Annotated in this window: 22 protein-coding genes and 1 tRNA gene; 13 read left to right on the top strand and 10 right to left on the bottom strand. The window is 62.7% G+C overall.

Annotated features, from left to right (window positions below; translation table 11 throughout):
• Positions 1 to 3: 3 nt before the first annotated feature.
• Complete coding sequence (locus JVX98_RS23645; protein ID WP_205237576.1) at positions 4 to 1,245, bottom strand: MFS transporter; 1,242 nt, start codon at positions 1,243 to 1,245, stop codon at positions 4 to 6.
• Positions 1,246 to 1,480: 235 nt separating this feature from the next.
• Between JVX98_RS23645 and JVX98_RS23640 the strand changes: the two genes are divergently transcribed.
• Together JVX98_RS23640 and JVX98_RS23635 are read left to right on the top strand one after the other, a co-directional pair.
• Complete coding sequence (locus tag JVX98_RS23640; protein WP_139108271.1) at positions 1,481 to 1,774, top strand: YggT family protein; 294 nt, start codon at positions 1,481 to 1,483, stop codon at positions 1,772 to 1,774.
• Between the two features lie 2 nt (positions 1,775 to 1,776).
• Entirely contained in the window at positions 1,777 to 2,094 is a 318-nt protein-coding gene (locus tag JVX98_RS23635) for a DUF167 domain-containing protein (RefSeq protein WP_205237575.1), read from the top strand.
• A 3-nt stretch (positions 2,095 to 2,097) separates the two neighbouring features.
• On the opposite strand, the gene ppa is transcribed toward JVX98_RS23635, so the two are convergent.
• On the bottom strand, positions 2,098 to 2,631 hold the full coding sequence (gene ppa / locus JVX98_RS23630; protein WP_043619957.1) for an inorganic diphosphatase: 534 nt from the start codon (positions 2,629 to 2,631) through the stop codon (positions 2,098 to 2,100).
• A 160-nt stretch (positions 2,632 to 2,791) separates the two neighbouring features.
• Here ppa and JVX98_RS23625 point away from each other — a divergent pair, with 160 nt between their 5' ends.
• A complete protein-coding gene (locus tag JVX98_RS23625) occupies positions 2,792 to 3,391 on the top strand; it encodes a hypothetical protein (RefSeq protein WP_205237574.1) in 600 nt (199 codons plus the stop codon).
• 33 nt (positions 3,392 to 3,424) lie between these two features.
• Here the strand turns inward: JVX98_RS23625 and JVX98_RS23620 are convergent, their stop codons facing one another.
• The 3 genes from JVX98_RS23620 to JVX98_RS23610 form a co-directional block, all read right to left on the bottom strand.
• On the bottom strand, positions 3,425 to 3,931 hold the full coding sequence (locus tag JVX98_RS23620; RefSeq protein ID WP_205237573.1) for a GNAT family N-acetyltransferase: 507 nt from the start codon (positions 3,929 to 3,931) through the stop codon (positions 3,425 to 3,427).
• A 208-nt stretch (positions 3,932 to 4,139) separates the two neighbouring features.
• Complete coding sequence (typA, locus tag JVX98_RS23615) at positions 4,140 to 5,966, bottom strand: translational GTPase TypA (protein ID WP_205237572.1); 1,827 nt, start codon at positions 5,964 to 5,966, stop codon at positions 4,140 to 4,142.
• A gap of 201 nt (positions 5,967 to 6,167) precedes the next feature.
• Positions 6,168 to 7,730, bottom strand: coding sequence for an alkaline phosphatase (locus JVX98_RS23610; protein WP_205237571.1), 1,563 nt, complete (start codon positions 7,728 to 7,730; stop codon positions 6,168 to 6,170).
• Positions 7,731 to 7,806: 76 nt separating this feature from the next.
• Here JVX98_RS23610 and JVX98_RS23605 point away from each other — a divergent pair, with 76 nt between their 5' ends.
• Complete coding sequence (locus JVX98_RS23605) at positions 7,807 to 9,300, top strand: amidase (protein WP_246764940.1); 1,494 nt, start codon at positions 7,807 to 7,809, stop codon at positions 9,298 to 9,300.
• Between the two features lie 158 nt (positions 9,301 to 9,458).
• On the opposite strand, the gene JVX98_RS32615 is transcribed toward JVX98_RS23605, so the two are convergent.
• Both JVX98_RS32615 and JVX98_RS23595 read right to left on the bottom strand, forming a co-directional pair.
• The gene (locus JVX98_RS32615) at positions 9,459 to 9,548 is read right to left on the bottom strand and encodes a twin-arginine translocase TatA/TatE family subunit (protein WP_192450990.1); all 90 of its coding nucleotides are present in this window, start codon (positions 9,546 to 9,548) and stop codon (positions 9,459 to 9,461) included.
• 162 nt (positions 9,549 to 9,710) lie between these two features.
• Entirely contained in the window at positions 9,711 to 9,872 is a 162-nt protein-coding gene (locus JVX98_RS23595; RefSeq protein ID WP_192450991.1) for a hypothetical protein, read from the bottom strand.
• A gap of 243 nt (positions 9,873 to 10,115) precedes the next feature.
• Here JVX98_RS23595 and JVX98_RS23590 point away from each other — a divergent pair, with 243 nt between their 5' ends.
• From JVX98_RS23590 to JVX98_RS23575, 4 genes are all read left to right on the top strand, one after another.
• Complete coding sequence (locus JVX98_RS23590) at positions 10,116 to 10,619, top strand: hypothetical protein (protein WP_192450992.1); 504 nt, start codon at positions 10,116 to 10,118, stop codon at positions 10,617 to 10,619.
• Between the two features lie 148 nt (positions 10,620 to 10,767).
• Positions 10,768 to 11,913, top strand: a complete 1,146-nt coding sequence (locus JVX98_RS23585) for a PspA/IM30 family protein (protein ID WP_246765064.1) — start codon at positions 10,768 to 10,770, stop codon at positions 11,911 to 11,913.
• A gap of 5 nt (positions 11,914 to 11,918) precedes the next feature.
• Entirely contained in the window at positions 11,919 to 12,548 is a 630-nt protein-coding gene (locus JVX98_RS23580; RefSeq protein ID WP_205237570.1) for an OB-fold-containig protein, read from the top strand.
• A 33-nt stretch (positions 12,549 to 12,581) separates the two neighbouring features.
• Positions 12,582 to 14,258 carry a flotillin family protein gene (locus JVX98_RS23575; protein ID WP_205237569.1) on the top strand — a complete coding sequence of 559 codons (1,677 nt, stop codon included), beginning with the start codon at positions 12,582 to 12,584 and terminating at the stop codon, positions 14,256 to 14,258.
• Positions 14,259 to 14,374: 116 nt separating this feature from the next.
• Here JVX98_RS23575 and JVX98_RS23570 read toward each other — a convergent pair whose 3' ends face one another.
• Both JVX98_RS23570 and JVX98_RS23565 read right to left on the bottom strand, forming a co-directional pair.
• Positions 14,375 to 15,778, bottom strand: a complete 1,404-nt coding sequence (locus JVX98_RS23570; RefSeq protein WP_205239511.1) for an RtcB family protein — start codon at positions 15,776 to 15,778, stop codon at positions 14,375 to 14,377.
• Positions 15,779 to 16,544: 766 nt separating this feature from the next.
• Positions 16,545 to 18,101 (bottom strand): TROVE domain-containing protein, encoded by a 1,557-nt coding sequence (locus JVX98_RS23565; protein WP_205239510.1) that lies wholly within the window; start codon positions 18,099 to 18,101, stop codon positions 16,545 to 16,547.
• Positions 18,102 to 18,309: 208 nt separating this feature from the next.
• Here JVX98_RS23565 and rtcR point away from each other — a divergent pair, with 208 nt between their 5' ends.
• Entirely contained in the window at positions 18,310 to 19,917 is a 1,608-nt protein-coding gene (gene rtcR / locus JVX98_RS23560; protein ID WP_205237568.1) for an RNA repair transcriptional activator RtcR, read from the top strand.
• Between the two features lie 126 nt (positions 19,918 to 20,043).
• On the opposite strand, the gene JVX98_RS23555 is transcribed toward rtcR, so the two are convergent.
• Positions 20,044 to 20,133, bottom strand: a tRNA-Ser gene (locus JVX98_RS23555).
• A 294-nt stretch (positions 20,134 to 20,427) separates the two neighbouring features.
• Between JVX98_RS23555 and rplU the strand changes: the two genes are divergently transcribed.
• From rplU to JVX98_RS23535, 4 genes are all read left to right on the top strand, one after another.
• Entirely contained in the window at positions 20,428 to 20,802 is a 375-nt protein-coding gene (gene rplU / locus JVX98_RS23550; protein ID WP_034802644.1) for a 50S ribosomal protein L21, read from the top strand.
• Positions 20,803 to 20,835: 33 nt separating this feature from the next.
• Positions 20,836 to 21,105 (top strand): 50S ribosomal protein L27, encoded by a 270-nt coding sequence (rpmA, locus tag JVX98_RS23545; RefSeq protein WP_043619976.1) that lies wholly within the window; start codon positions 20,836 to 20,838, stop codon positions 21,103 to 21,105.
• A 126-nt stretch (positions 21,106 to 21,231) separates the two neighbouring features.
• Positions 21,232 to 21,864 (top strand): GNAT family N-acetyltransferase, encoded by a 633-nt coding sequence (locus tag JVX98_RS23540; RefSeq protein WP_043619979.1) that lies wholly within the window; start codon positions 21,232 to 21,234, stop codon positions 21,862 to 21,864.
• Positions 21,861 to 22,445, top strand: a complete 585-nt coding sequence (locus tag JVX98_RS23535) for a GNAT family N-acetyltransferase (RefSeq protein ID WP_205237567.1) — start codon at positions 21,861 to 21,863, stop codon at positions 22,443 to 22,445. The genes JVX98_RS23540 and JVX98_RS23535 overlap by 4 nt, the downstream gene beginning before the upstream one ends.
• The last annotated feature ends 34 nt before the right edge of the window (positions 22,446 to 22,479 follow it).

The raw sequence follows: 22,479 nt of genomic DNA, 5'->3' as shown, positions 1-22,479 counted from the left end.
CGTCTACTTGTGGTGATCAGGCACGTCGAGCGTGTCGATCTTGCGCAACTGCGGAAAGCCGAGCGCCCAGAGCCCTGAGACGAGCAGCGTGCCCATGCCGCCGAAGACGACGGCAAAGACCCCGCCGAAACCCGACGCCATCATGCCGGCGCGGAATTCTCCAAGCTCGTTCGACGCGCCGATGAAGACCATGTTGACGGCGTTGACCCGGCCGCGCAGCTCGTCCGGCGTCCAGAGCGTGATCAGCGTCTCGCGCACATAGACCGAGACCATGTCGGCAGCGCCCATCACGACAAGCGCTCCGATCGAGATCCAGGGCGTTGCCGAAAGACCGAAGACGACCGTGCCGAGACCGAACAGCGCTACCCCTAAGAACATGTAAAAGCCGGCGCGGTGTCGGATCGGATGGGCGGCAAGCCAGACGGCCATGGCGACGGCGCCGATACCAGGGGCAGCACGCAGGAGACCGAGCCCCCAGGGGCCGAGGTCGAGGATATCGCGGGCAAAGACCGGCATCAGCGCCACAGCGCCGCCGAGCAGCACCGCAAAGAGGTCGAGCGATATGGCGCCGAGCACCACCTTCTCCGCCTTGATGTAGCGAAAGCCTGCCGTGATCGTCTGCCAGCTTTGCGCCGAGGGCGCGGTGCGCGTTGCCGGCTTCGGAATGGCAAAGACCATGAATGCGGAGGCGAGGAAGAAGCAGAAGCCGATGGCATAGGGAAAGACCGCGCCGAGCGCATAGATCAGGCCGCCCGCGACCGGACCGACGATCATCGCGGTCTGCCAGGAGGTGGAGTTCCAGGCGATCGCATTGGGTAGGTCCTCGGGCGGCACGAGATTGGGCGCCAGCGATTGCGACGCCGGCGCGAGGAACGCGCGCTCGATGCCGAAGACCACGAGAACCGCATAGACCGGCCAGGGCGAAAACAGCCCGGTGACCGTGAGCGCGAGCAGCGCCGCCGCGCAAAGCGTGCTGACGACCATGCAGACACCCATGATCATGCGCCGGTTGTAGCGGTCCGCCACGGATCCGGTGACGAGGATCAACACCAGCGACGGCAAAAACTGGAAGAGACCGATCAGGCCGAGATCGAAAGGATCGCGCGTCAGATCATAGATCTGCCAGCCGACGGCGACCGAGATGATCTGGATCGCGAAGTAAGCGAGGAAGCGGGAAAAGAAATAGCGGCGATAGCCGACATGCCGAAAGGCGGCAAAACGATGCGAGGCATGAACGGCGGACATGGGGAGGCGCTCCTAAAGCACGTCGCGCGAGAGTGTGTAGCGGCTTTGCGAGAACGACATGCGACAACTCAGAACCTAAAGCGCAAGCGGCGGGTCCGAAAGATCACACCGCGCTTTACTGACACCGACTGTCGAACGGCCTCATGTTAAACATGATCGCGCCCGATAAACCGGCGTACTTGCTCGTTTAGGTCTCAATGTCTACATGTCTGTCAATAACGATTTGGAGACCGGCATGCTTGCTGTCATCGGCACTTTGAACTTCATCATCAACATCGCGTGGTTTCTGGTCATCGCGTCGGCCATCTTTTCCTGGCTCTACGCGTTCAACGTCATCAACGTGAACAACCAGGCGATCAACATGATCGGCCGCTCGCTCTACCAGCTGACCGAGCCGCTCTATCGCCCGATCCGCCGCGTGCTTCCCGACATGGGCGGCGTCGACCTGTCGCCGCTGGTCGTGCTGGTGATCCTCTATTTCATCCAGCTCTTCCTCAACACCACGATCGCGCCGGCCCTGCTTGGCTAACCATGGCCAGCAAGGCCTTCACCGCGCACGGCGATCACATTCGCCTGACGGTGCGCCTGACGCCGAATGGCGGCCGCGATGCCATTGATGGCGTGGAAGCGGCTGCCGACGGAGACGAACACCTGAAGGTTCGCGTCAGCGCGGTTCCGGAGAAGGGCAAGGCCAACCAGGCCCTGCTTGCCTTTCTCGCCAAGAAGCTCGGGCTCGCCAAGAGCAAGCTCTCCCTCATCTCAGGCGAAACACAGCGCAAAAAAATCCTCCGGATCGAGGGCGACCCGGAGGATTTGATAAGGCGTCTTGCCGAACTGGCCGGCAGATAAGGCTTACTTGGCGCCCTTGGCGCGCTCAACCGCTTCCGCGATCAGCTGCTTGGCGACGGAAGCGTCCTTCCAGCCGAAGATCTTCACCCACTTGCCGGGCTCCAGATCCTTGTAGTGCTCGAAGAAGTGCTCGATCTGCTTCAGCGTGATTTCGGGCAGGTCGGTGTATTCGTGAACCTTGTCGTAGCGCTGGGTCAGATGAGCCGACGGAACGGCGATGATCTTTTCGTCCTTGCCGGAGTTGTCTTCCATCATCATCACGCCGATCGGGCGGACGTTGATGACGCAGCCGGGAACCAGCGGACGGGTGTTGCAGATCAGAACGTCGATCGGGTCGCCATCGTCCGAGAGCGTGTGCGGCACGAAGCCGTAGTTGCCCGGATAGGTCATCGGCGTGTAGAGGAAGCGGTCGACAACCAGCGTGCCGGCTTCCTTGTCCATCTCGTACTTGATCGGATGGCCGCCGACGGGAACTTCAACGATCACGTTGACATCTTCTGGTGGATTCTTTCCGATGGAAATCGCGTCGATGCGCATGGATCTACTCCAGGGTCGGTTTGAGAAGTTTGCCCGTCGGATAAAGGGAAACATGCCGCGATGCAACATAACTTTCGTCCGTAGCGCAGATTCAACCGGTCGTTTCGTGCCTGTCGATCGACCGCCAAGGGTCTGCCAGTCGCGTTTGAGGGAGTTTCGCATGAACGGAAGGGTTGCATGCCTGGCGCTGATGCTTTTGTCCGCCGGCCCCGTCTTGGCCAATGAGAGCGTCTATACCGACTTAGGCCGCGACACGTGCAAGACGATCGCCGAAGAAGAGGGCATGTACGCGCTGATGACCTGCCCCGGTCATGCGGACTACCCCGTTCGCTTCAAGGAGGCCGACATCCGCCAGAGCGTCTCGTTCGGTCACCTGAACCAACGCTATGCCGACGATGCTTTCGAGAGTTTCATTCCGTTCAACCACGCCGGCACGACCGTGGAGTGGCGGATTGCCAAGGATGGCAAGGCCGTCGCGACGATCCTGCGCTGGTTCATCGAGAACACCGACGCGTCCGGCGCTTCGGTTCCCGCACTTCAAGGGCAGGTGCTCGTCATCTCCAAGGTGGCCGAGAAGGATGACGGCAAAGGCTGCGTCGCCGGCTATGTCGATGCGCTTGCCAATCCCGATCCGAATGCGCTCGCCCGCAAGATCGCCGACGAGGTGGCACCGACCTTCCGCTGCGGCATCGACAAGCCCGCCTATCACGGCACGCGGGGCGACAAGGCGGCCGCCCCCAACAACCAACTGCCTGAATAAGTCTTTGATTTCAGTGTTGCGAAGGCATCGCGCCTAGTTCCAGGCGAAGCCGACCTTCTTCAGGTGCTTGTCGCCGAAATCTTCCATGCCTTCGGCGATGTCGATACCGCCGGCACCCTGGAAGAACTGGTAGGCATGCTCGCTGTCCTCGAGGCACCAGACGACGAGGCCACGGCAGCCGAGCGAACGCAGCAGGCTCTTGGCCTCGCCGAAGAGGATACGCCCGAGGCCGATGCCCTGGTATTCCGGCCGAAGGTAGATCTCGTAGATCTCGCCTTCCTGCGGCAGGGCCTTGGCCCGGCTGAGGCCGAGCGTTGCATAGCCGGCGATGGTTCCGGCCACGTCAACGACGAGCAGCGTGGCAGGCCCGCGGGTCGCCTTGCGCCACCAGGTCTCGTCGCGGCGATTGACCATCTGAACGAGCGGACGATGGGGGATGAGACCGCCATAGGTCTGCAGCCACGAAACGCGGTGCACATCGGCAATTGCCGACGCTTCCTGCGGCTCCCCGGGCCGAATCTCTATCGAAACAGTCTTCATGACTCGCGACTCTAAACACACACAAGGCGAACAGGAATCCCGCCCGGTTGCCGGCCTGCGTTAACCCACAGGCAACTTTAACGGCACCCAATGGAAGGTTAACGCCTTTTTAACTTTATCCGCAAGTCGCCCATCGGTGGCACACACAGCAAAAAACCCCGGATCGCTCCGGGGTTTTTCTGAAAGTCATGGGATCGATCAGGATCGATCAGGCAGCGCCGGCCGTGCGGGCCTTTTCGAAGCGCTTGCGATCGTTCGGGTCGAGGTGCAGCTTGCGCAGACGGATCGACTTCGGCGTCACTTCGACGAGCTCGTCGTCCTGGATCCAGGAGAGCGCGCGCTCAAGCGTCATGCGGATCGGCGGCGTCAGGCGAACAGCTTCGTCCTTGCCGGCGGCGCGCATGTTGGTGAGCTTCTTGCCCTTGAGAACGTTCACTTCGAGGTCGTTGTCGCGGGTGTGGATGCCGATGATCATGCCGGCATAGACCTTCTCGCCGGCGTCGATGATCATCGGGCCGCGGTCTTCCAGGTTGAACATCGCGTAGGCAACCGATTCACCGGCGTCGTTCGACAGGAGAACGCCGTTGACGCGACCACCGATCTCACCCTTGTAGGGCTGGTAGGCGTGGAACAGGCGGTTCATGATCGCCGTGCCGCGGGTGTCGGTCAGAAGTTCCGACTGGTAGCCGATGAGGCCGCGGGTCGGAGCGAAGAACACCAGACGGACGCGGTTGCCGCCGGACGGACGCAGCTCGACCATTTCGGCCTTGCGCTCGGACATCTTCTGCACGACGACGCCCGAATGCTCTTCGTCAACGTCGATGACGACTTCTTCGATCGGCTCGAGCAGCTGGCCGTTGTCATCCTTGTGCATGACGACGCGCGGACGCGAAACGGCAAGTTCGAAGCCTTCGCGGCGCATGGTTTCGATCAGAACCGCAAGCTGCAGTTCGCCGCGGCCCGACACGAAGAAGGAGTCCTTTTCCGAGGATTCTTCGATCTTCAGCGCAACGTTGCCTTCGGCTTCCTTGAACAGGCGATCGCGGATGACGCGGCTCGTGACCTTGTCGCCTTCGGTGCCGGCGAGCGGCGAGTCGTTGACGATGAAGGACATGGTAACGGTCGGCGGGTCGATCGGCTGGGCGGTCAGCGCTTCGGCAACGCTCGGGTCGCAGAAGGTGTCGGCGACGGTGCCCTTGGTAAGGCCGGCGATCGCGACGATGTCGCCCGCGTGCGCTTCTTCGATCGGCTGACGCTCGATGCCGCGGAAGGCGAGGATCTTCGAGATACGACCGCTTTCGAGCAGCTTGCCATCCTGGCCGAGCACCTTGACGGCCTGGTTCGGCTTGACCGAGCCCGAGTGAACGCGGCCGGTGATGATACGGCCAAGGAAGGGGTTGGCTTCAAGGATCGTGCCGATCATGCGGAACGGGCCTTCGGCAACCGTCGGCTCCGGCACGTGCTTAAGCACCAGGTCGAGCAACGGCGCCATGCCCTGGTCCTTCGGACCTTCCGGGTTGACGTTCATCCAGCCATCGCGGCCCGAACCGTAGAGGATCGGGAAGTCGAGCTGCTCGTCGGAAGCGTCGAGGTTGGCGAAGAGGTCGAAGACTTCGTTGATGACTTCTTCGTGGCGACCATCCGGGCGGTCGATCTTGTTGATGGCGACGATCGGCTTCAGACCGACCTTCAAGGCCTTACCGACGACGAACTTCGTCTGCGGCATCGGGCCTTCGGAAGCGTCGACGAGAACGATGGCGCCATCCACCATCGACAGGATGCGCTCGACTTCACCGCCGAAGTCGGCGTGGCCGGGGGTATCGACGATGTTGATGCGCGTTCCCTTCCACTCGACCGAGGTCGCCTTGGCGAGAATGGTGATGCCGCGTTCTTTTTCGATGTCGTTGGAGTCCATGACGCGTTCGGCAACGCGCTGGTTTTCGCGGAACGAGCCCGACTGCTTCAGGAGCTCGTCAACAAGGGTCGTTTTCCCATGGTCGACGTGCGCGATAATCGCGATGTTACGAATGCTCATTTTTCGTCTCGGAAGGTTCAGGGCAAGCCCCGATGGGCCACGCCGCTTTTTCAATGGTCGCGCTCATACAGGTTTTTTTGCGATTGCGAAAGGGGGGCGCACGCATGAGCGTCGTGGTCAAATGCCGGTAGGCCATGGGTTTGCACTCGCCAGGGGTCTCGCGAACGCCGTTTGGAAAGCTGTTGGCCGCAACCGAATTCCTCATGCAATTGCGGCCGGATCGAGCGTCACGCGCCAGAGTTCCTGGTCCTGCCGGTCCATCAGCCGCACCGTCATTTGCTGCGTCTGGCCGTTGATATCGACGATGCCGAAGAACTGCAGGCCGGCCGATGGCGGCAGGTTGCTGTCGATGCCGCCGCCGGACGCCTTGATGAAGCGGACCTCCGGCCCGAAGGTCATGTCGAGCTCCTTCGGCCCATAGGTGCCGGAATGCAGCGGCCCGGACACGAACTCCCAGAACGGCGTGAAATCCTTGAAGGCGGCGCGACCCGGATCGTAGTGATGCGCGGCGGTGTAGTGCACGTCCGCCGTCAGCCAGACGAGATTGTCGATGCCGTTGTCGCGGATGAAGCGCAGAAGATCGGCAAACTCGCGCTCGCGCCCTTGAGGCGCGCCATTATCGCCATTGGCGATCGCGTCCGAACCGCGCCGGTTGGTGTAATCGTCCCAGACGATGAGACCGATCGGCATGTCGCAGGCGATCACTTTCCAGGTGGCTCGCGAGGCAGCCAACTCGCGCTTTAGCCAGTCGACCTGTCGCCAGCCGAACAGCGCGCCGCCGCCGTCTTCCTGGTTGGCGCCACGATAGGATCTGAGGTCGACGAAAAACACGTCGAGCATGGGACCATAGGCGATCTTGCGGAAGATGCGGCCGGGCTGCGTCGCGACGTTGCGGATCGGCGTCATCTCGTTGAACGCCCGTGCCGCCCGCTCGGCATAGACGGCGATATCCTTGTCGGGATAACGCGCATCGTCGCTAAGGTCGGTCGAGGCCGACCAGTTGTTCAGCACCTCGTGGTCGTCCCATTGATAGAAGGTCGGGCAGACGGCGTTCAGCTGCCGCACGTGCTCATCGAGCAGATTGTATTTCCATTGCCCACGATATTCTTCCAGCGTGCGCGCCACGTCACGTTTCTCATGCGTCACCACCCGGTTCTTCCAGATGCCGCCATCGCGAAGCTTGATCTCGTCGGGGATCGGGTTGTCCGCATAGATCGTGTCGCCGGAATGAATGAAGAAGTCCGGCTCGTGCTGGCGCATCGTCGAATAGGTCTTCATGCCGACATCGTCGATGCCCCAGCCCTGCCCGGCGGTATCGCCTGACCAGACGAAGCGGATCGAGCGCTTGCGCAAGGGGGCCGTGCGGAACCGGCCGGTGACCGGCTCGGAGACGCGGTTCACGTCGTAGAGATCCGTGGCGGTGAAGCGATAGAAGATGTCCTGGTCCGGCAGCAACCCATCGAGCGAGCACTTGACCGCACAGTCCGTCTGCGGCGTCGCGGTCAGATCGGCAAGGCGAAAGGAATTGGAGAAGCTCTCGGTGGTCGAATATTCGACCGACACCTTCGACGGACGATCCACTCGCGTCCAGATCATGCCGGAGGATGTGTCGACATCGCCCGATTGCACGCCATGAATGAATTCCGGCCGCCCGTAGCCGCGCGCATAAAAGGGTGTCGCGAGACCGGATGAGGCCACGAAGCCCGCGGCACCGGCGGAAAGCAGGAAAGAACGCCTTGAAAGCGTCTTGAGGATATCGGCCAAACAGACCTCCGATTCGGCAGCGCCATCGTGCGTGCCGGACCTTTGGTCATCTGGGTGTCAGCGACGTAACAGGGCCATGAAACTATTTGAACGGTTTGGCGACAGTTCGGTGAAGGTCGGCGCCGGCCGCGGCGACAATGGCACGATGGCAATCGCCAACAATGCTGCTATCAAGGTGACCGTCGTTGACCTCGGTGAACCCAGGCAACGACCCCGCCCCTGCCGCCGATGGCGGCCCCCTATTCGACAGGTGATCATCGTGCCCCACGCCGCCAACGTCTCCGTCCGCGACCGCCTGGAACAGATCCTGAGCCGGCTCAACGATCGCCGGCACGCGGAAAAGGCTTTCGTCCGTCTCTATGAGGAAAGCGCGCGCCGCGAGGCCGACGCAGCCGACCGTCGCCGGCAGGCGGGGGATAGCCTTGGGCCGCTCGACGGCAAGATCGTTTCGATCAAGGATCTGCTGGATGTCGCCGGCGAACCGACGCTTGCCGGCTCCATCATTCGCCGCGATGCGCCGCCGGCCCAAGAAGACGCGCTCGTTGTCCAGCGGCTGCGCGCTGCCGGCGCCGTGATTATCGGCAAGACGCATATGACCGAATTCGCCTTCACGGCGGTCGGGCTCAATCCGCACTACCCCGTGCCCGGCAACGCCACCGACGAAAGCCTGATCCCCGGTGGCTCATCCTCTGGCGCCGGCGTCTCGGCGGCCGAAGGCACCTGCGACATCGCCATCGGCTCCGACACCGGCGGCTCCATCCGCATCCCTGCGGCGCTGAACGGCATCGTCGGCTTCAAGCCGACGGCGAACCGCATTCCGCTCGATGGCGCCTTTCCGCTCTCGCCGGTTCTGGATTCGCTCGGACCGCTCGCCCGGACCGTTGCCGACTGCGTTGCAGCTGACGCCGTGATGGCCGGCGAGCAACCAAAACCGCCCGTCGGCCGTGCGATCGCAGGCTTACGGATCGGCATCCCCCGCGGCCGGTTGTTTGAAGACGCCTCCCCCGAAGTCGCCGATGCCTTCGCCGCAAGCCTCGACCGGTTGGAGAAAGCGGGCGCTGAGATCGTCGACTGCACGATCGACGACTTGATCGAGAAACTCGGCGAAGCGACACGCATCGGCTCGATTGCGGGCCTAGAGGCAAGCCGCGTCCACGCGGACTGGCTGGGCGACGAGACCGCCCGCGTCGACGACAGGGTCAAGGTCTCGCTTCGCCGCCGCATCTTGGTGGCCGACGCGGCGATCTCGGCCCTGCTGCAAACCCGGCATGCGCTCACCCTCGCCATGGACGAGCGGCTTTCGCCCTATGACCTCATCGCACTGCCGACGACGCCGATTGCCGCCGTGTCGATTGCCAGCGTCGACAACGACGCCAAAGAGTACGACCGCGTGGAAAGTCTGCTGCTGCGCAACTGCCAGGTCGCCAACCAGTTCGATCTCACCGCCATTACCGTGCCGATGCCGGGCCTCGTGCGTCCGGCTGGACTGATGCTGGTGGGGAGAAACGGAACCGATGCGACCGTCCTATCCGTCGCTCTTTCGGCCGAAGCGTTGCTGCAGGAAAACTGAGCGGCAGCCGCTGGTCATGCCACGGCCGGTCGGCCTGCAAGCAGGCCGGGGCGGCAGTCGTTACGGACAAGGGTGCCGGAGCGACGATCGGGCCGTCCAAACAGGATCCGCAAAGCCTTGTCCTCTGCCGCCGCGCGCCCGCCTGCGGGCGCATAGCGTCAACGCTTCAGGGCGCGAAGGATCAGCCAGACGGGCACACCGATGACCAGCAAAATCACCACCCAATGCCAGATAGAAATTGTCATCATGCGCCTCCACCCCTTGCGCTAGCGACGCGCATTCCGAGCTCTCTCGAAAAGGTCGACACGTCGCCGGTTAGAACCGGGCGAAGATAGGGTGTTTCCTCGCCGATTCGCAACCGACGGTGGATCAGCCCGGAGGGGTAGCTCGCCGGGGAGACGCGCCCTGCTTCAATGCATCGTTTCGCCGGAGATCTCGTCGCTCAGGATGCGGAAGGCATCTTCAAGGGCGGCGACCAGCACGTCGGTCAGTTCGTCGCCGTCATTGTTCGCGAGATAGAGGGCAACCATCGAATCGGATGGATCGCGGTAATGCTCGATATCGTTTGACATATCATTGTCCTTTATTCGCCGTGTCACATCCCGGCCATTGAGGTGACGATAGGCGAAGGGACTTGCGTAAAGCTGGATGCATGATGTCCGACAAAGGGCATTCTGCACGCAACGTCGCGTTACTCTCCCTGCGTTCCCTAACGAGGTCGGCCGACAAAGGATAGAGGATAGCGACCTATTTCGCTCGCGCCGGGCGGCCGAGCACGCTAGAGCATGTCGCGGACGAACGGCGCGGGAATGAGCATGTCGAAGAAAACCAAGAGCGACGAAACCGCGGACGTGCAGCGCCTGAAGCTCGATTTCCCTGATATCCATGCGGATCTCATCGCCGGGCGCATCCCGTCGCTGCGCAAGGCGCTTATCGCGGCAGGGCTCAAGGACGAGCGCACGCGCCTCGACAAGCTCAAGAATTCCTGGACCAAGGCAAGCCCGGCCGAGCGTGAAACGTTCCTCAATTGGCTGAGCAGCAACGGCGCCGCGGACGGGTTTGCTCCGCGCGCTCAAATCGATCCACCGCTTGCAGCGCCCCCCGCGATTGCGAGCGGTCGTTACCTGCTGCCCGAAACGATCGCCGAAATCCGCACGATCATGAACCGCCGCCGGATGCGGGCGAACGACATCATGGCCGAGATGGGATTTGCCGGCGACGACCTGTCCCTCACCCGCGCCCTGTCGAAGGGCGCGAGCCTGCGGCTCTCGGTGATTGCCGCGCTGGAAACCTGGCTGCGCAACAACGCGGCGGAATGAACCTACAGGTCAATCGTCCGCTTTCGACGCCCCATTTCTCCGCCGCTGCAACCCGCATTGCCGGCGCCGCGACCGTTGCGCGCGTTCAGCAAAAGAAAATTGCAACTTAAACCTGAGCAGATCCTTGAAAGCACGAAAGCGGTGCTTTATGTTATTGCTCATGGCTCAGAGCAACCACACGTCGATCTTGTGCTACGACCTCGCGCCGGACGCGGACGCCAGACACGCGCTGGAAGAAACCTTCGTGGCCTACGCCGACATGCTGGCGATGCTCGATGAACTCGCCGGCGAAAAGGCGGGCGCCAACCTCGTAACGTTGCATGAACTTGCCTACGAAACGGTCCGGGAGCGCACCGGGCTTCCGGCACGGATGGTCACGCTCGGATTGCGTGACTTCGCGGCAAATCGCGGACAGCAGGCCAATGTCGGCCGGCTGCCGCTGGACGACAAGCTTTTTGCAATCAAGGGACCGTCGGACCTGACCGTCGCCACCGTGCGCGGTCGCGTCGCGATCCCATACGACGTCGCCGGTTATACATCCGGCACCCTGAATATCTTCGCCGCCCAGCTCGTTGCGCAGGACGGCGGCTATCAGATCCACATCGGCGTCACCCCGCATTCCGACCGAACGGAGAAGAAAATGATGACGAATGAAGGCATCCTGTCCCGCATGGGCCGCTTGATCGCCGGTCTCGCCAATGCCGCCGTCGACAAGGCGGAAGGCAGCAACAAGATCGTGATCGTCGAGCAGGCACTCCGCGAAATCGACGCGGCCGCCGAAGAGGCCCGGGTCGATATCGGCCAGGCGCGCGCCGAGGAATATCGCATCCTCAGCCGCCGCGACGAAATCCGCGCCGATCTCGAAAAGCTGGACGAGAAGATCCGCACCGCGATCTCCGCCGCGCGAGAGGATCTCGCCAAGGCCGGCGTCGCCCGCCAGATCGACCTGGAATCGCAGCTGGCCGCGCTGGACAAGGCGCTCGCCGGCGCCCGCACCGATCTCGAAGAGGGCCAGCAGGCGCTGCAGGCGGTGCTGGCCACCCGCCGCGAGGCCGAGGCGCGGCTTGCCGATCTCAAGCGCAGCATCGCCCAATTCCCCGACAGCAAGGTTTCGAGCCTGGCGAAGCCCAGCCCGGTGGACGGCGCCGCCCGTGCCGCTGCCGCCGTCTCCCGCGCCACGGGGGTACCGGGCGGAGAACACAGCAACAGCGCCGAGCTGGACGAACTCGACCGCCTGCATCGCGACCAGGCGATCGAGGCAAGGCTGGCCGCGCTCAAGGCAAAGCAGCACTGACGCCCATGCTGTTCTTCCTCGCCCCGGAATCCCTACCCTTCGCGGTTGCGGCGGTGATGTTGGCCGCCTTCACCGGCATCGAGCTCCTTTGCCTGCTGCTCGGCTTCTCGCTGGGCGAGGCGATCGACAAGGCCTGGCTGGACGACCACAACGCATTGGGCGGACTGATGTCCTGGTTCAATGTCGGCGGTGTGCCGCTGCTGGTCCTCCTGATGCTTTTCCTCGGCCTCTTCGCGATGACCGGCTTTGTCATCCAGGCGGTGGCCGGGGCCCTGTGGGCACCGTTGCCGGCCCTTGTCGCGGCGCTGCCGGCCCTCGCCGTCTCGCTGCCTGCGGTTCGGATGTCGAGCCGATGGGTGGCAAAGATCGTGCCGCGTGACGAAAGCTATGCCGTCGATCTCGGCGACTTCGTCGGCCGCAGCGGCGAAGTCACCGTCGGCCCGCTGGACCAGGGCCTGCCGGGACGCATCCGCCTCAAGGACCGCCACGGCAACTGGCATGTGCTGCGCGCACGCGCTGCCCGCAACGAGCAACCGATCGCCATTGGCGCACAGGTGCTCGTCGTCGATCGTGTTTCCAACATTTTCATTGCGATATCGGCGCCGGCAGACCTGCTGACGCCGCCCACTCCTTAATATTCCCTCGTCTTAAAGTCTCACGGAGCAATCATGTTTTATGAACTCTTGGTGCCGGCCGGCATCGGCATCGTCCTGATCCTCGGCATCGGCTTTGTTCTTGCATCGCTCTATACCCGCTCGAGCCGCGACGAAGCCTATGTGCGCACCGGCCTCGGCGGCCAGAAGGTGGTCCTCGACGGCGGCTCCATCGTGCTGCCGATCTTCCACTCGATCGCCCGCGTCAACCTCAAGACGCTGCGCCTCGAAGTCCGGCGCGGCGAAGGCGATGCACTGATTACCAAGGACCGCATGCGCGTCGATATCGGTGCGGAATTCTATGTCCGCGTGAAGCCCGATGCTTCCTCGATCGCGCTGGCAGCCCAGACGCTCGGCGACCGCACCAACGACGCCGAACAACTGCGCGTGCTGATCGAGGCCAAGTTCGTCGACGGCCTGCGCTCGGTTGCCGCCACCATGAGCCTCGACGCGCTCCAGGAACAGCGCATGGATTTCGTCAAGGCGGTGCAGGAAGCCGTCGGCGCGGATCTGCAGTCGAACGGTCTCGAACTCGAGTCCGTTTCGCTGACGAGGCTGGACCAGACGGATATCAAGCACTTCAACGCCAACAACTTCTTCGACGCCCATGGTCTTGCGGCGCTGACCCGCATCACCGAAGGCCGCAAGAAGGAGCGCAACGAGATCGTGCGCGATACCGAAGTGGCGATCGCCCAGAAGGACCTGGAAGCCCGCCAGCAATCGCTGACGATCGAACGCACCAAGCGCGAGGCGGAACTGAACCAGGAACGCGACATCGCCAACAAGTCGGCCGCCACCCGCGCCGAAACCGCGCAGCAGGAACAGGCGGCCAAACGCGCCGAGGAGGAGGCCCGCATCGCCGCCGAACAGGCGATCGCCGAGCGCGAGGCACTCGCCAAGCAGGCGCGCGAAAGCGCCAACATCGACGCCACCCGCGCCGTGCAGCAGCGCGACACGGAAGCCCGCCGCGACCTGCAGATCGTTTCGCAGGAAAGCGCCATTGCCGTTGCCAACAAGAGCCGGGAAGAATCGGAAGCCAAGGCCCAGGCTGAAACTGCCCGCGCGCTCGCCATCGCCGCGGAAGAAAAGGTGGAGACGGCAAAGGCCGTTGAAATCGCCGAACGCGAACGCCAGATCGCCGTCATCGACGCCCGCAAGAACGCCGAAACCGAGGCAACGGCCGTGACCGTTGGCGCCGAAGCCGAAAAGCAGGCGGCCCTCGACCAGGCCGATGCGATCAAGACGCTTGCCACCGCTGAGGCCGACGCCGCCATCATCAAGGCCAAGGGCGTGCTTGAAACCGGCAAGGCTGCGGCCGAAAGCGAGGCGCTGCTCAACGACGCCCGCAACAAGCTGAGCTCCGCCATCATCGAGTTCGAGATCCTGCGCGAACGCATCCGCATCATTCCCGAAGCACTGGCCGAAGCGGTCAAGCCGATCGAGAAGATCTCCGACATCCGCATCTTCGACACCGGCGGCATGCTCGGCCGCAACGGCGGCGGCGACGGTGCTGCGAACGGCATCGGCCTTGGCGACGGCCTGGCGGGCCAGCTCCTGTCCTATCAGGCCAACAAGCCGATCGTCGACCAACTGCTGAAGGAGGCAGGGTTCAACGGCGAAAACGCGATCTCGTCGCTTCTCGGCAACCTGCAGGCCCCGGCAGTACCGGCGGAGAAGACACCGAAGAAATGATGTGATCCGGCCTTCCCTGATCGATCTTACGGTCGGGGGACAAAGCCGAACGGCCCGATCCTTCGGCAAAATTGAAGGAAGGCGGCAATCGCCGCCTTCCTCCTCGACATCTGATGCTAGCGGCGCTTCTTGCGCCAGGGCGCATCCTTCTGCCAGTCGCCCGCCATGATGCATCCGTAAGGGATCACCTCGTCGACGATGTTGGCAAGGCCGTACTCGGCGATCTGCTCCCGAACGGCCGCCGCGTTCTTGTAGGCGCTCGGCAACTCGGAAACGTCGGGGTGGCCGGAAAAGAAGCGTGCGTCGAGGCCGACGGTCTCGCGCTCCATGACGGCAGCGATGTTGTTCGGGCTGAGCCCGCGACCGTCTGCACCGAAATCGTCGCCGAGCCGGCGCATATGTGCCGTACGCGAAAAATTCCGGCCGGCCCCGTGCGGCGAAAACCCGAGCCCGTGAGCCGCATTGGACCCACGCACGATCAGGATCGGCTCCGCCATGTTGAGCGGAATGATCGTCAGATCGGTCGCATCGCCAGCCCACCCGTCAAAGGCGGGTGTCGCCCCCTTGCCGTGATAGAACAGGCCGTCGGACTTTCTGAAAACGAAGTTATGCTCGTTCCAGAAGCGATCGCCGACACGCGTAGCCAAGCTTTCCGCCGTCATGTCATGGATCGCGTAGTGGTTCTCCTTCGTCCACTGACGGATCGTCTGCAATGCCGACCAGTACATTTCCCCCTCGTCGCTGTCGGCCGGAATCCACGCATTGTCCCGGAGCGTTTCGGGCGACAGCTCCTCGCGGAACCGGTTGGCGATCTTCATGCCGCGATCGTAAAGCCGCGCACCGGGCGCACGCGATCCGTGATGCGTGACGAGCGCCGTCTCGCCGGTCGACTTCATCTGTCCGACATAGGCAAAGTGGTTGCCGTCACCCTGGGTGGCGAAGTGGTCGATGCCGATGCTGATGAAATCCTTCAACAACGGGTTTTCCTCAAACGCCGACAGGGTCGCTTCCGAAGGCTTGAGCTGGGAGCCGCGCGGACGACCACCCGGACCGAAATGCGTCACGGCATGCACGGCATCGAGCAACGCCTTCGGGGCCACGCCCGGAAAGATGGAGATCGCCATCGAGCAGCAGATATCGGCCGAATGCATGCCCGGATGGATCGCTTCGGACGCGACCACGCCGCCAACCGGGATCGTTCCGACGGGTCCGGACGGGCAGGCGTCAGGCATGATCGCCGCCGACCGTACGACTGGCGTGCGGGCGAGCTCGCGCATGGTCGCGCGCACCTTTTCGATATTCTCCTGTTCGTGGGCGTTCTCGGCGCGGATGTTCATGTGGATCGGCACGTCGTTGGCGGCCTTCAGCGGCAGGGTCGGCCCCGGCTGATAGCCGCGAGCGATTTCCAGCGCATCGGTCATGGAGCTGCCGGCGCCGAGCGCCCTGTTGGCGGCGTCCAGCGCATCGCGAAACCACTTGCCCTGGCTCATGCCGGCATCGATCAAATCCTGTCCGCTCATTATCTCGGTCATCTTCTTTTCTGCGTTCGCAGCCCTTCTGTGCTCTGTGTTCATCTAGTCCCCAAGCGACAAGCGTAGGCCGGAGACATTGCCGCACGCATTCCACGGTCGTGGCGCGATGCGACTCAATGGTGTCTCCAGCGGCATTCGCCGTGGGCCGTCTCCCGGCGACGAGTTTTGGCAGGACGGTTTGCTGAGCTACGCTCCGCCTTTCGGGGAAGCGGGATGACTTGAACATCCGACCTGCCCGCCGAAACCGGCGAGCCGCTCTACCTGTAGTCCTGCCGGCATTCGCCGGGCATTTCACGCCCGCCAGGCGGGTGTCATTGAAAGCCATGCAGCGGCGACGAGGGTGGACGAAACCGGATGGCCCCGCTCGTGCCAGAGAGCGTATGCCGAGGAGGAGTCGAACCTGCCAGGCCATCCAGTTGTGGTGGCGATGTAGTTCCGTCCGGCATTCGCCGCTGCGTTCGGCTATGGCGACAAGTGATTGAGAAACGCCCCGCTACCGAAGGGATGCGTGATCCCTTGCAGGATTCGAACCTGCCGCGGCCATGTAGTTCCTCTTGCATTCGCCATATCTCTGGTCCGTGACGACGAGGTGTGGTGAAACGTCCTGCTCTATCCGCTGAGCTACGGATCCACAAAGTGGGGGATCCGACGGGATTTGAACCCGCGACCTGGAGATTAACGATCTGTAGTTTCAACCGGCATTCGTCACGGTCCCCCGCGCCGTTCACGGCGGCGCGAGGGTATTGCCTTGTTTTTAAAGTTCGGTCGCCTCGATGGTTTTCACCCAGCCGTCCGCTCCGTTGGTGCCGGCGGCAAAGGACGCGATGACCCCATAGACGGCATCCGAGAAGCCGCCGATGTTGAGAACGTCGTCCCGCGTCGGCGCCTGCGTCGTCGCATAGGGCTGGATGTCGAGGCAGACCAGCTTTGCAGCCGGGTTGACCCGCTTGATCCTTGCCCATTCCGCCATGACGGCCGTTGCCTGACCGCCCCGGGTCGCATCCACCCAGGATTCGTTGTCCGAGATGAAAACGGCGAGATCGACCTTGACCTTCTCATTTGCGAGCGCCCTCAACGGTGCGGAGCAGTTCGTTCCGCCACCGCCGACGGCAACCAGTTTCTCGGCATTGGTCATGACCGTGTCTCGCCGGTTGAGGCTGACGTTCACCACGTTGTTCCCGAACGGCAACACGCGTGCTTGCGGGTTGCGCTGCAGGAATGCGGCCGTCATCAGCGCGGCAACGTCGATGCAACGAACCGCGGATGTGGCGCCCTGGCGGTAGCCGGTCACGGACGAACCCATCGAGCCGGAAACATCCGGGCACAACACCACATGGCCGGCGAGCGACGGCACATTGCCGATGGCGATGTCCATCGCATCCTGCAATGCGTCTCGCACGACTTCCGGCACCTGACCGTCGACCATCTTCCACGCCATCATCAACTGATAGGGGAAGACCTTCGACCTATGGATCTCGTCCGGATCCGCCAGGCGCCGAGCGATCGCCTCGGCGACCCCTTCCACCTCGAACACGCCGTTGCGCGCGAAGGTGTTGAGGTTCTGCCGCAGCATCTGCCAGCCGCCCTTGGCTGCGATCTCGACCCAATGCTCCCGCGTCAGGGCAAGAGACGTCAGCAACTGGAACGGAACGTCCGGCAGCGGCTGGGTCTGGTCGCGCCTGAAGGCCTGCAGAGCTTTCACCACGTCCGGCAGCGCCACGTAATCGTACGGCTTGCCGAGCGCCCAGGCATAGAACGCCTGTCGCTCCGGCGTGGCCGGCCGCGGGTGAACCATACGGATCACATCGGCCAAGGATGGATCGTTGCCCACCATTGCCCCGAGGACCTGCATCGTGCTGGCGTGCTCCAGCCAGGCCTGCACCGCCTTCTTCGGCCGAGTGCCGAGCGACTTGCGCCCTGCCGCGCCCGAACGCATCACCTGTACGAAGCCGCGCAGCATCTTGCCGCTCTTGACCACACGCGGGAATGCGCGGGCAAAGACGTCGCTTTGCAGGCTCGAAAGCAGGGCCAGCAGCATCACCGGCATATCCTTCATGTGACCACGCTCGGCGGCATAGACTGCCACCTTGGCCACGAAATCCGGCTCGACCTCGACTGCCAGCGCCCTGACCGCCTCGAGCTGTTCTGCGCCGTCGGCGTAAAACGTGCCGTTGAAGGTTCCCGTCACCGCATACTGCGCCAGCGCTTCGCGCGGGGTCAGCCTATAGGCCGGCGCGGCTGCGTGGTTTTTCGTGTCCGTGCCCGGAAGCAATTTTCCGAGATAGGTCTTGAAGATCGCCTTGTTGACCATGACGGCACCTCTTGGTTGTTTCATGCCAGATACAATTCAAGAGGCGTGCCAGTTTCGAAAACTCCGCAGAAAAATTGGCAAATACTCACTCATGATGTTGTTTTAAAACAATAAAATTTTCGCCGGCGAATTTCGACGAAAATTTGCGAAACGGCGCAACGCAAGATATATTATCCAAAAATATACGTTCTTATAAACTTGGATAAACATGAAACGTCGTGTCGTCATCAGCATCCTGGGAACCACGCTCGACATGGGCAAATGGGAGGACCGCTGGAACCGGTGGCGGCCGAATGTCGGGCTATGCCAACAGCCCGGGCTTTTCGTCGACCGACTGGAACTGATCCACGACAATCACGCCTCGCCGCTGGCCCGGCGGATCATCGGCGACATCGAAACCGTATCGCCGGCCACGCAAGTGCGCAGCAACACCATCAATTTCCGAGATCCCTGGGATTTCTCGGAGGTCTATACCAGCCTCAGGGACTTTGCCCGCAGCTATGCCTTCGACCCGGATGCCGAAGACTATCTCATCAACATCACCACCGGCACGCACGTGGCGCAGATCTGCTGGTTCCTGCTGACCGAGGCCCGCATCATTCCCGCCCGACTGCTTCAACTGTCGCCACCGCGCGACCGCGAGCCGGGCCAGGATTTCGCCGGCACGCACCGGATCATCGACCTGGACCTGTCGCGCTACGACGAGATCGCCAAACGCTTTGCCTCGGAACGTGAGGACGCCGCCTCTTTCCTGAAATCGGGCATCTCGACCCGCAATGTCGCCTTCAACCGGATGATCGACGAAATCGAACGCGTGGCGATCCGCTCGACCGCGCCCGTCTTGCTGACCGGACCGACCGGCGCCGGAAAATCGCAGCTCGCGCGCCGTATCTATGAACTCAAGAAATCGCAGCGGAAGGCCAGCGGCGCCTTCGTCGAAGTCAATTGTGCAACACTCAGGGGCGACCAGGCGATGTCGACCCTATTCGGGCACGTGAAAGGCGCCTTCACGGGGGCAGCCACCGAACGGGCCGGCCTGCTCAAATCGGCGGACCAGGGCGTGCTCTTCCTCGACGAGATCGGCGAACTCGGCCTCGACGAACAGGCAATGTGCCTGCGGGCGATCGAGGAGAAACGCTTTCTGCCGGTCGGCGCGGACCGCGAAGTTTCCGCGGACTTCCAGCTTCTCGCCGGCACCAACCGCGACCTCGGCGCGGAGGTCGCCAAGGGGAGATTCCGCGAAGACCTCTATGCGCGCCTCAATCTCTGGACATTTCGACTGCCGGCCCTGCGCGAACGCCGGGAGGACATAGAGCCCAATCTGGAGTTCGAACTGAAACGCTTTCTCGAACGCGAGGGCGAGAACATCACCTTCAACAAGGAAGCCCGCGAACGCTATCTGGCCTTTGCAACCGGGCCTCAGGGCGTCTGGAGTGCCAATTTCCGCGACCTCTCGGCCTCCGTCACCCGGATGGCGACGCTGGCGCCACACGGACGCATCACGACTGATGTCGTCGATGACGAAGTCCAACGCCTGAACGCGTTCTGGCACACGTCGTCGGTCAAGGACGCAGACGATGCGACCCTTCAGGACCTGCTCGGCACGGAAGCCGCCGCCCGCCTCGACCGCTTCGACGCCGTCCAACTCTCGGCCGTGATCCGCGCCTGCCGCGAACACCCGACGCTCAGCGCCGCCGGCCGCGCCCTGTTCGCTCAGTCACGGCTGGAAAAGAAAAGCAGCAACGACGCCGACCGCCTGAGCAAATACCTGGCGCGCTTCGACATCAGGTTCGACGATATAAGAAGGCGGAACTAGGTGGTTGCGGAGGAAACGTCACGGCGCCCGCAGGCAAGCGCGCGACAGACCAGTGAGAACGACATATTCAAGAACAAAGGAGATCGCCGCAGAGGCATAAAAAAACTCCGAAACCGGAGTTCAGCATGGCGGAGAGGGTGGGATTCGAACCCACGGTGCGGTTGCCCGCACGCCGCATTTCGAGTGCGGTGCTTTCGACCACTCAGCCACCTCTCCGCTTTGCTGGTCGGCGCTTGTTCGGCGCGGTCGGGTTCATAGCGGCAGATTCGGGTGCTGGCAAGGGCCTTGTTTGAAGAATATGTAACGGCCCCGTTGCTTTCGCCTTGACACACCTGTGCAAATCCTTGTAATCCGCGCAATGAAGTGGTGTGGCCTAGCTCACCGCATCGGGTGTGATTTGCGCCCATTCACCGGTGGATATCCGAAAAGGAGATCCACTCAACTGTCGACTGAGAAAAAGACGGCCTTGTCTTCGGGCAGAGAGCCGGATCGAACATGAAAGGATAAAAAATGTTCGCAGTCATCAAGACCGGCGGTAAGCAGTACCGCGTGGCCGCCAACGACGTCCTCACCATCGAAAAGCTGGAAGGCGTTGCAGGCGACAAGATCGAATTCACCGAGATCCTGATGGTCGGCGTCGGCGCCGATGCAACCATCGGTGCTCCGTTCGTTGAAGGCGCCGTAGTCAGCGCTGAAGTTGTTGAGCAGGGTCGCGCCAAGAAGGTCATCGCCTTCAAGAAGCGTCGCCGCCAGAACTCCAAGCGCTCGCGCGGTCACCGCCAGCACCAGACGACCGTCCGCATCCTGGACATCGCTGCTGCCGGTGGCAAGGCAAAGAAGGCTTCGAAGAAGTCTGAAGCTGCCGCCGAAGCCGCTGCAAACTGAGTTCCTGGATCTAAGGTTTAAAGGAGAACACCAATGGCACACAAAAAAGCTGGCGGTTCGTCGCGTAACGGTCGCGATTCTGAGTCCAAGCGCCTTGGCGTGAAGAAGTTCGGCGGCGAGCAGGTCATCGCCGGCAACATTATTCTGCGTCAGCGCGGTACCAAGTGGCATCCGGGCGCCAATGTCGGCCTCGGTAAGGACCACACGATTTTTGCACTTACGGCCGGCAACGTGAACTTCCGTACGAAGGCCAATGGCCGCGTGTACGTGTCTGTAATGCCGAAAGCCGAAGCAGCGGAATAAGCCGGTAGCGCTCTAAAACAGCCGGCGTCTCATCGACCCGGCTGACGCACCTGATGGTTCCAAGCCAGACTTCAAAGGGGAGATGGGGCAATACCCAACTCCCCTTTTTCGTTTCTGGAGGAAACCATGCAAACCGAGTTGTTGAGGGAAGACCAATCCCGGTCTCCCGAGCAGAGGCTGCGGCCCCAACGGTCAAGGACCGATTGCCCGATATTGTTGTCACCCCGGCTCGTTCTGCGCGCGCCCCATGAAGACGATATCGACGCCCTTGCCCATCTTGCCAACAATGCCAATGTCGCGACCATGGTCTCGCGCATGCCGCACCCGTATACGACGGCCGACGCCGCCGACTTCGTGCGACGCGCGAAAGCCGGCACGATTGGCAAGTGCGTCTACGCGATTACCAAAGCGGACAATGGCGCATTTCTCGGTTGCTGCGGTATCGAGCCGCATCCCGACGGCAAGACGGCGGAACTCGGCTACTGGCTGGGCGAGCCTTACTGGAACCAGGGTTATGCCACCGAGGCGGCCCAGGTCCTGACCGACATGGCCTTCCGCACCCGTGATATCGACCAGATCGATGCGCGCTGCCGCGTCATGAACCTCGCGTCGCGCCGGGTCATCCAGAAGTGCGGCTTCCAGTTCCAGGGAAGCGGCATGGTCGGCAGCCTGGCGCTCGGCGGCTCGATATCAGTCGAATGGTACCGGCTCGACCGCAAGACCTGGGTCTCCTTGAGAAGCTGGGGAGGCATGCGATGAACGCGCTCGCCTCCGAACGCCAGCGGGTCGTTGCCCGCCCCGGTCCCGGCCCCTGCCCGGTCATCGAGACCAAGCGCCTGGTCCTGCGCCCGCACCGACGGAACGACGCCGAGGCGATCGCCCAGTCGCTCGGCGATTTCCAGGTGGCGCGCATGCTGGCGCGCGTGCCGGCACCCTACGATCAGCAGGACGCGCTCGACTGGTTGACGGCGCAGACCTCGGGGCTGACGCCGGACTGGACCTTCGCCGTCACCACCGGTGACGACGTGCATATCGGCTGCGTCGGCATCGAACTCCGCCACGGCCAATGGCATGTCGGCTACTGGCTGAACCGCTTCTACTGGGGCAAGGGCTTTGCCTCGGAGGCAGCCTATGCGGCGGTCGAGCGCTTCTTCCGCCGCATGCCCGAAACGACCCTGTATTCCGGCGTCTTTGCCGACAATCCAGGATCGCTGAAGGTGCAGGAGAAGATCGGCTTCCAGATCACCGGCTGCACCCAGGTCTATGCACTCGCCCGCAACGCCATGGTTGCGCATATCGAGACGCGGCTGACCGCTGCCGATCTGCACCGACCGCACTAAAGGACACCCCCGCGAAGCGCAGCTTCGCGGGGGT

Source organism: Ensifer sp. PDNC004, from assembly GCF_016919405.1.
Taxonomy (GTDB): domain Bacteria; phylum Pseudomonadota; class Alphaproteobacteria; order Rhizobiales; family Rhizobiaceae; genus Ensifer.
This window is presented reverse-complemented; position numbering and strand designations above follow the sequence as displayed.

Excerpts from the sequence above, each read along its gene's own strand:
- JVX98_RS23625 (WP_205237574.1), top strand. The coding sequence starts at position 2,792 with ATGAACGGAAGGGTTGCATGCCTGGCGCTGATGCTTTTGTCCGCCGGC.
- JVX98_RS23640 (WP_139108271.1), top strand. The coding sequence starts at position 1,481 with ATGCTTGCTGTCATCGGCACTTTGAACTTCATCATCAACATCGCGTGG.
- JVX98_RS23570 (WP_205239511.1), bottom strand. The coding sequence starts at position 15,778 with ATGAGCGGACAGGATTTGATCGATGCCGGCATGAGCCAGGGCAAGTGG.
- JVX98_RS23645 (WP_205237576.1), bottom strand. The coding sequence starts at position 1,245 with ATGTCCGCCGTTCATGCCTCGCATCGTTTTGCCGCCTTTCGGCATGTC.
- JVX98_RS23620 (WP_205237573.1), bottom strand. The coding sequence starts at position 3,931 with ATGAAGACTGTTTCGATAGAGATTCGGCCCGGGGAGCCGCAGGAAGCG.
- JVX98_RS23605 (WP_246764940.1), top strand. The coding sequence starts at position 7,807 with ATGAAACTATTTGAACGGTTTGGCGACAGTTCGGTGAAGGTCGGCGCC.
- ppa (WP_043619957.1), bottom strand. The coding sequence starts at position 2,631 with ATGCGCATCGACGCGATTTCCATCGGAAAGAATCCACCAGAAGATGTC.
- JVX98_RS23565 (WP_205239510.1), bottom strand. The coding sequence starts at position 18,101 with ATGGTCAACAAGGCGATCTTCAAGACCTATCTCGGAAAATTGCTTCCG.
- JVX98_RS32615 (WP_192450990.1), bottom strand. The coding sequence starts at position 9,548 with ATGATGACAATTTCTATCTGGCATTGGGTGGTGATTTTGCTGGTCATC.
- rtcR (WP_205237568.1), top strand. The coding sequence starts at position 18,310 with ATGAAACGTCGTGTCGTCATCAGCATCCTGGGAACCACGCTCGACATG.
- JVX98_RS23535 (WP_205237567.1), top strand. The coding sequence starts at position 21,861 with ATGAACGCGCTCGCCTCCGAACGCCAGCGGGTCGTTGCCCGCCCCGGT.
- JVX98_RS23575 (WP_205237569.1), top strand. The coding sequence starts at position 12,582 with ATGTTTTATGAACTCTTGGTGCCGGCCGGCATCGGCATCGTCCTGATC.
- typA (WP_205237572.1), bottom strand. The coding sequence starts at position 5,966 with ATGAGCATTCGTAACATCGCGATTATCGCGCACGTCGACCATGGGAAA.
- rplU (WP_034802644.1), top strand. The coding sequence starts at position 20,428 with ATGTTCGCAGTCATCAAGACCGGCGGTAAGCAGTACCGCGTGGCCGCC.
- JVX98_RS23580 (WP_205237570.1), top strand. The coding sequence starts at position 11,919 with ATGCTGTTCTTCCTCGCCCCGGAATCCCTACCCTTCGCGGTTGCGGCG.
- rpmA (WP_043619976.1), top strand. The coding sequence starts at position 20,836 with ATGGCACACAAAAAAGCTGGCGGTTCGTCGCGTAACGGTCGCGATTCT.
- JVX98_RS23585 (WP_246765064.1), top strand. The coding sequence starts at position 10,768 with ATGTTATTGCTCATGGCTCAGAGCAACCACACGTCGATCTTGTGCTAC.
- JVX98_RS23540 (WP_043619979.1), top strand. The coding sequence starts at position 21,232 with ATGCAAACCGAGTTGTTGAGGGAAGACCAATCCCGGTCTCCCGAGCAG.
- JVX98_RS23590 (WP_192450992.1), top strand. The coding sequence starts at position 10,116 with ATGTCGAAGAAAACCAAGAGCGACGAAACCGCGGACGTGCAGCGCCTG.
- JVX98_RS23595 (WP_192450991.1), bottom strand. The coding sequence starts at position 9,872 with ATGTCAAACGATATCGAGCATTACCGCGATCCATCCGATTCGATGGTT.
- JVX98_RS23635 (WP_205237575.1), top strand. The coding sequence starts at position 1,777 with ATGGCCAGCAAGGCCTTCACCGCGCACGGCGATCACATTCGCCTGACG.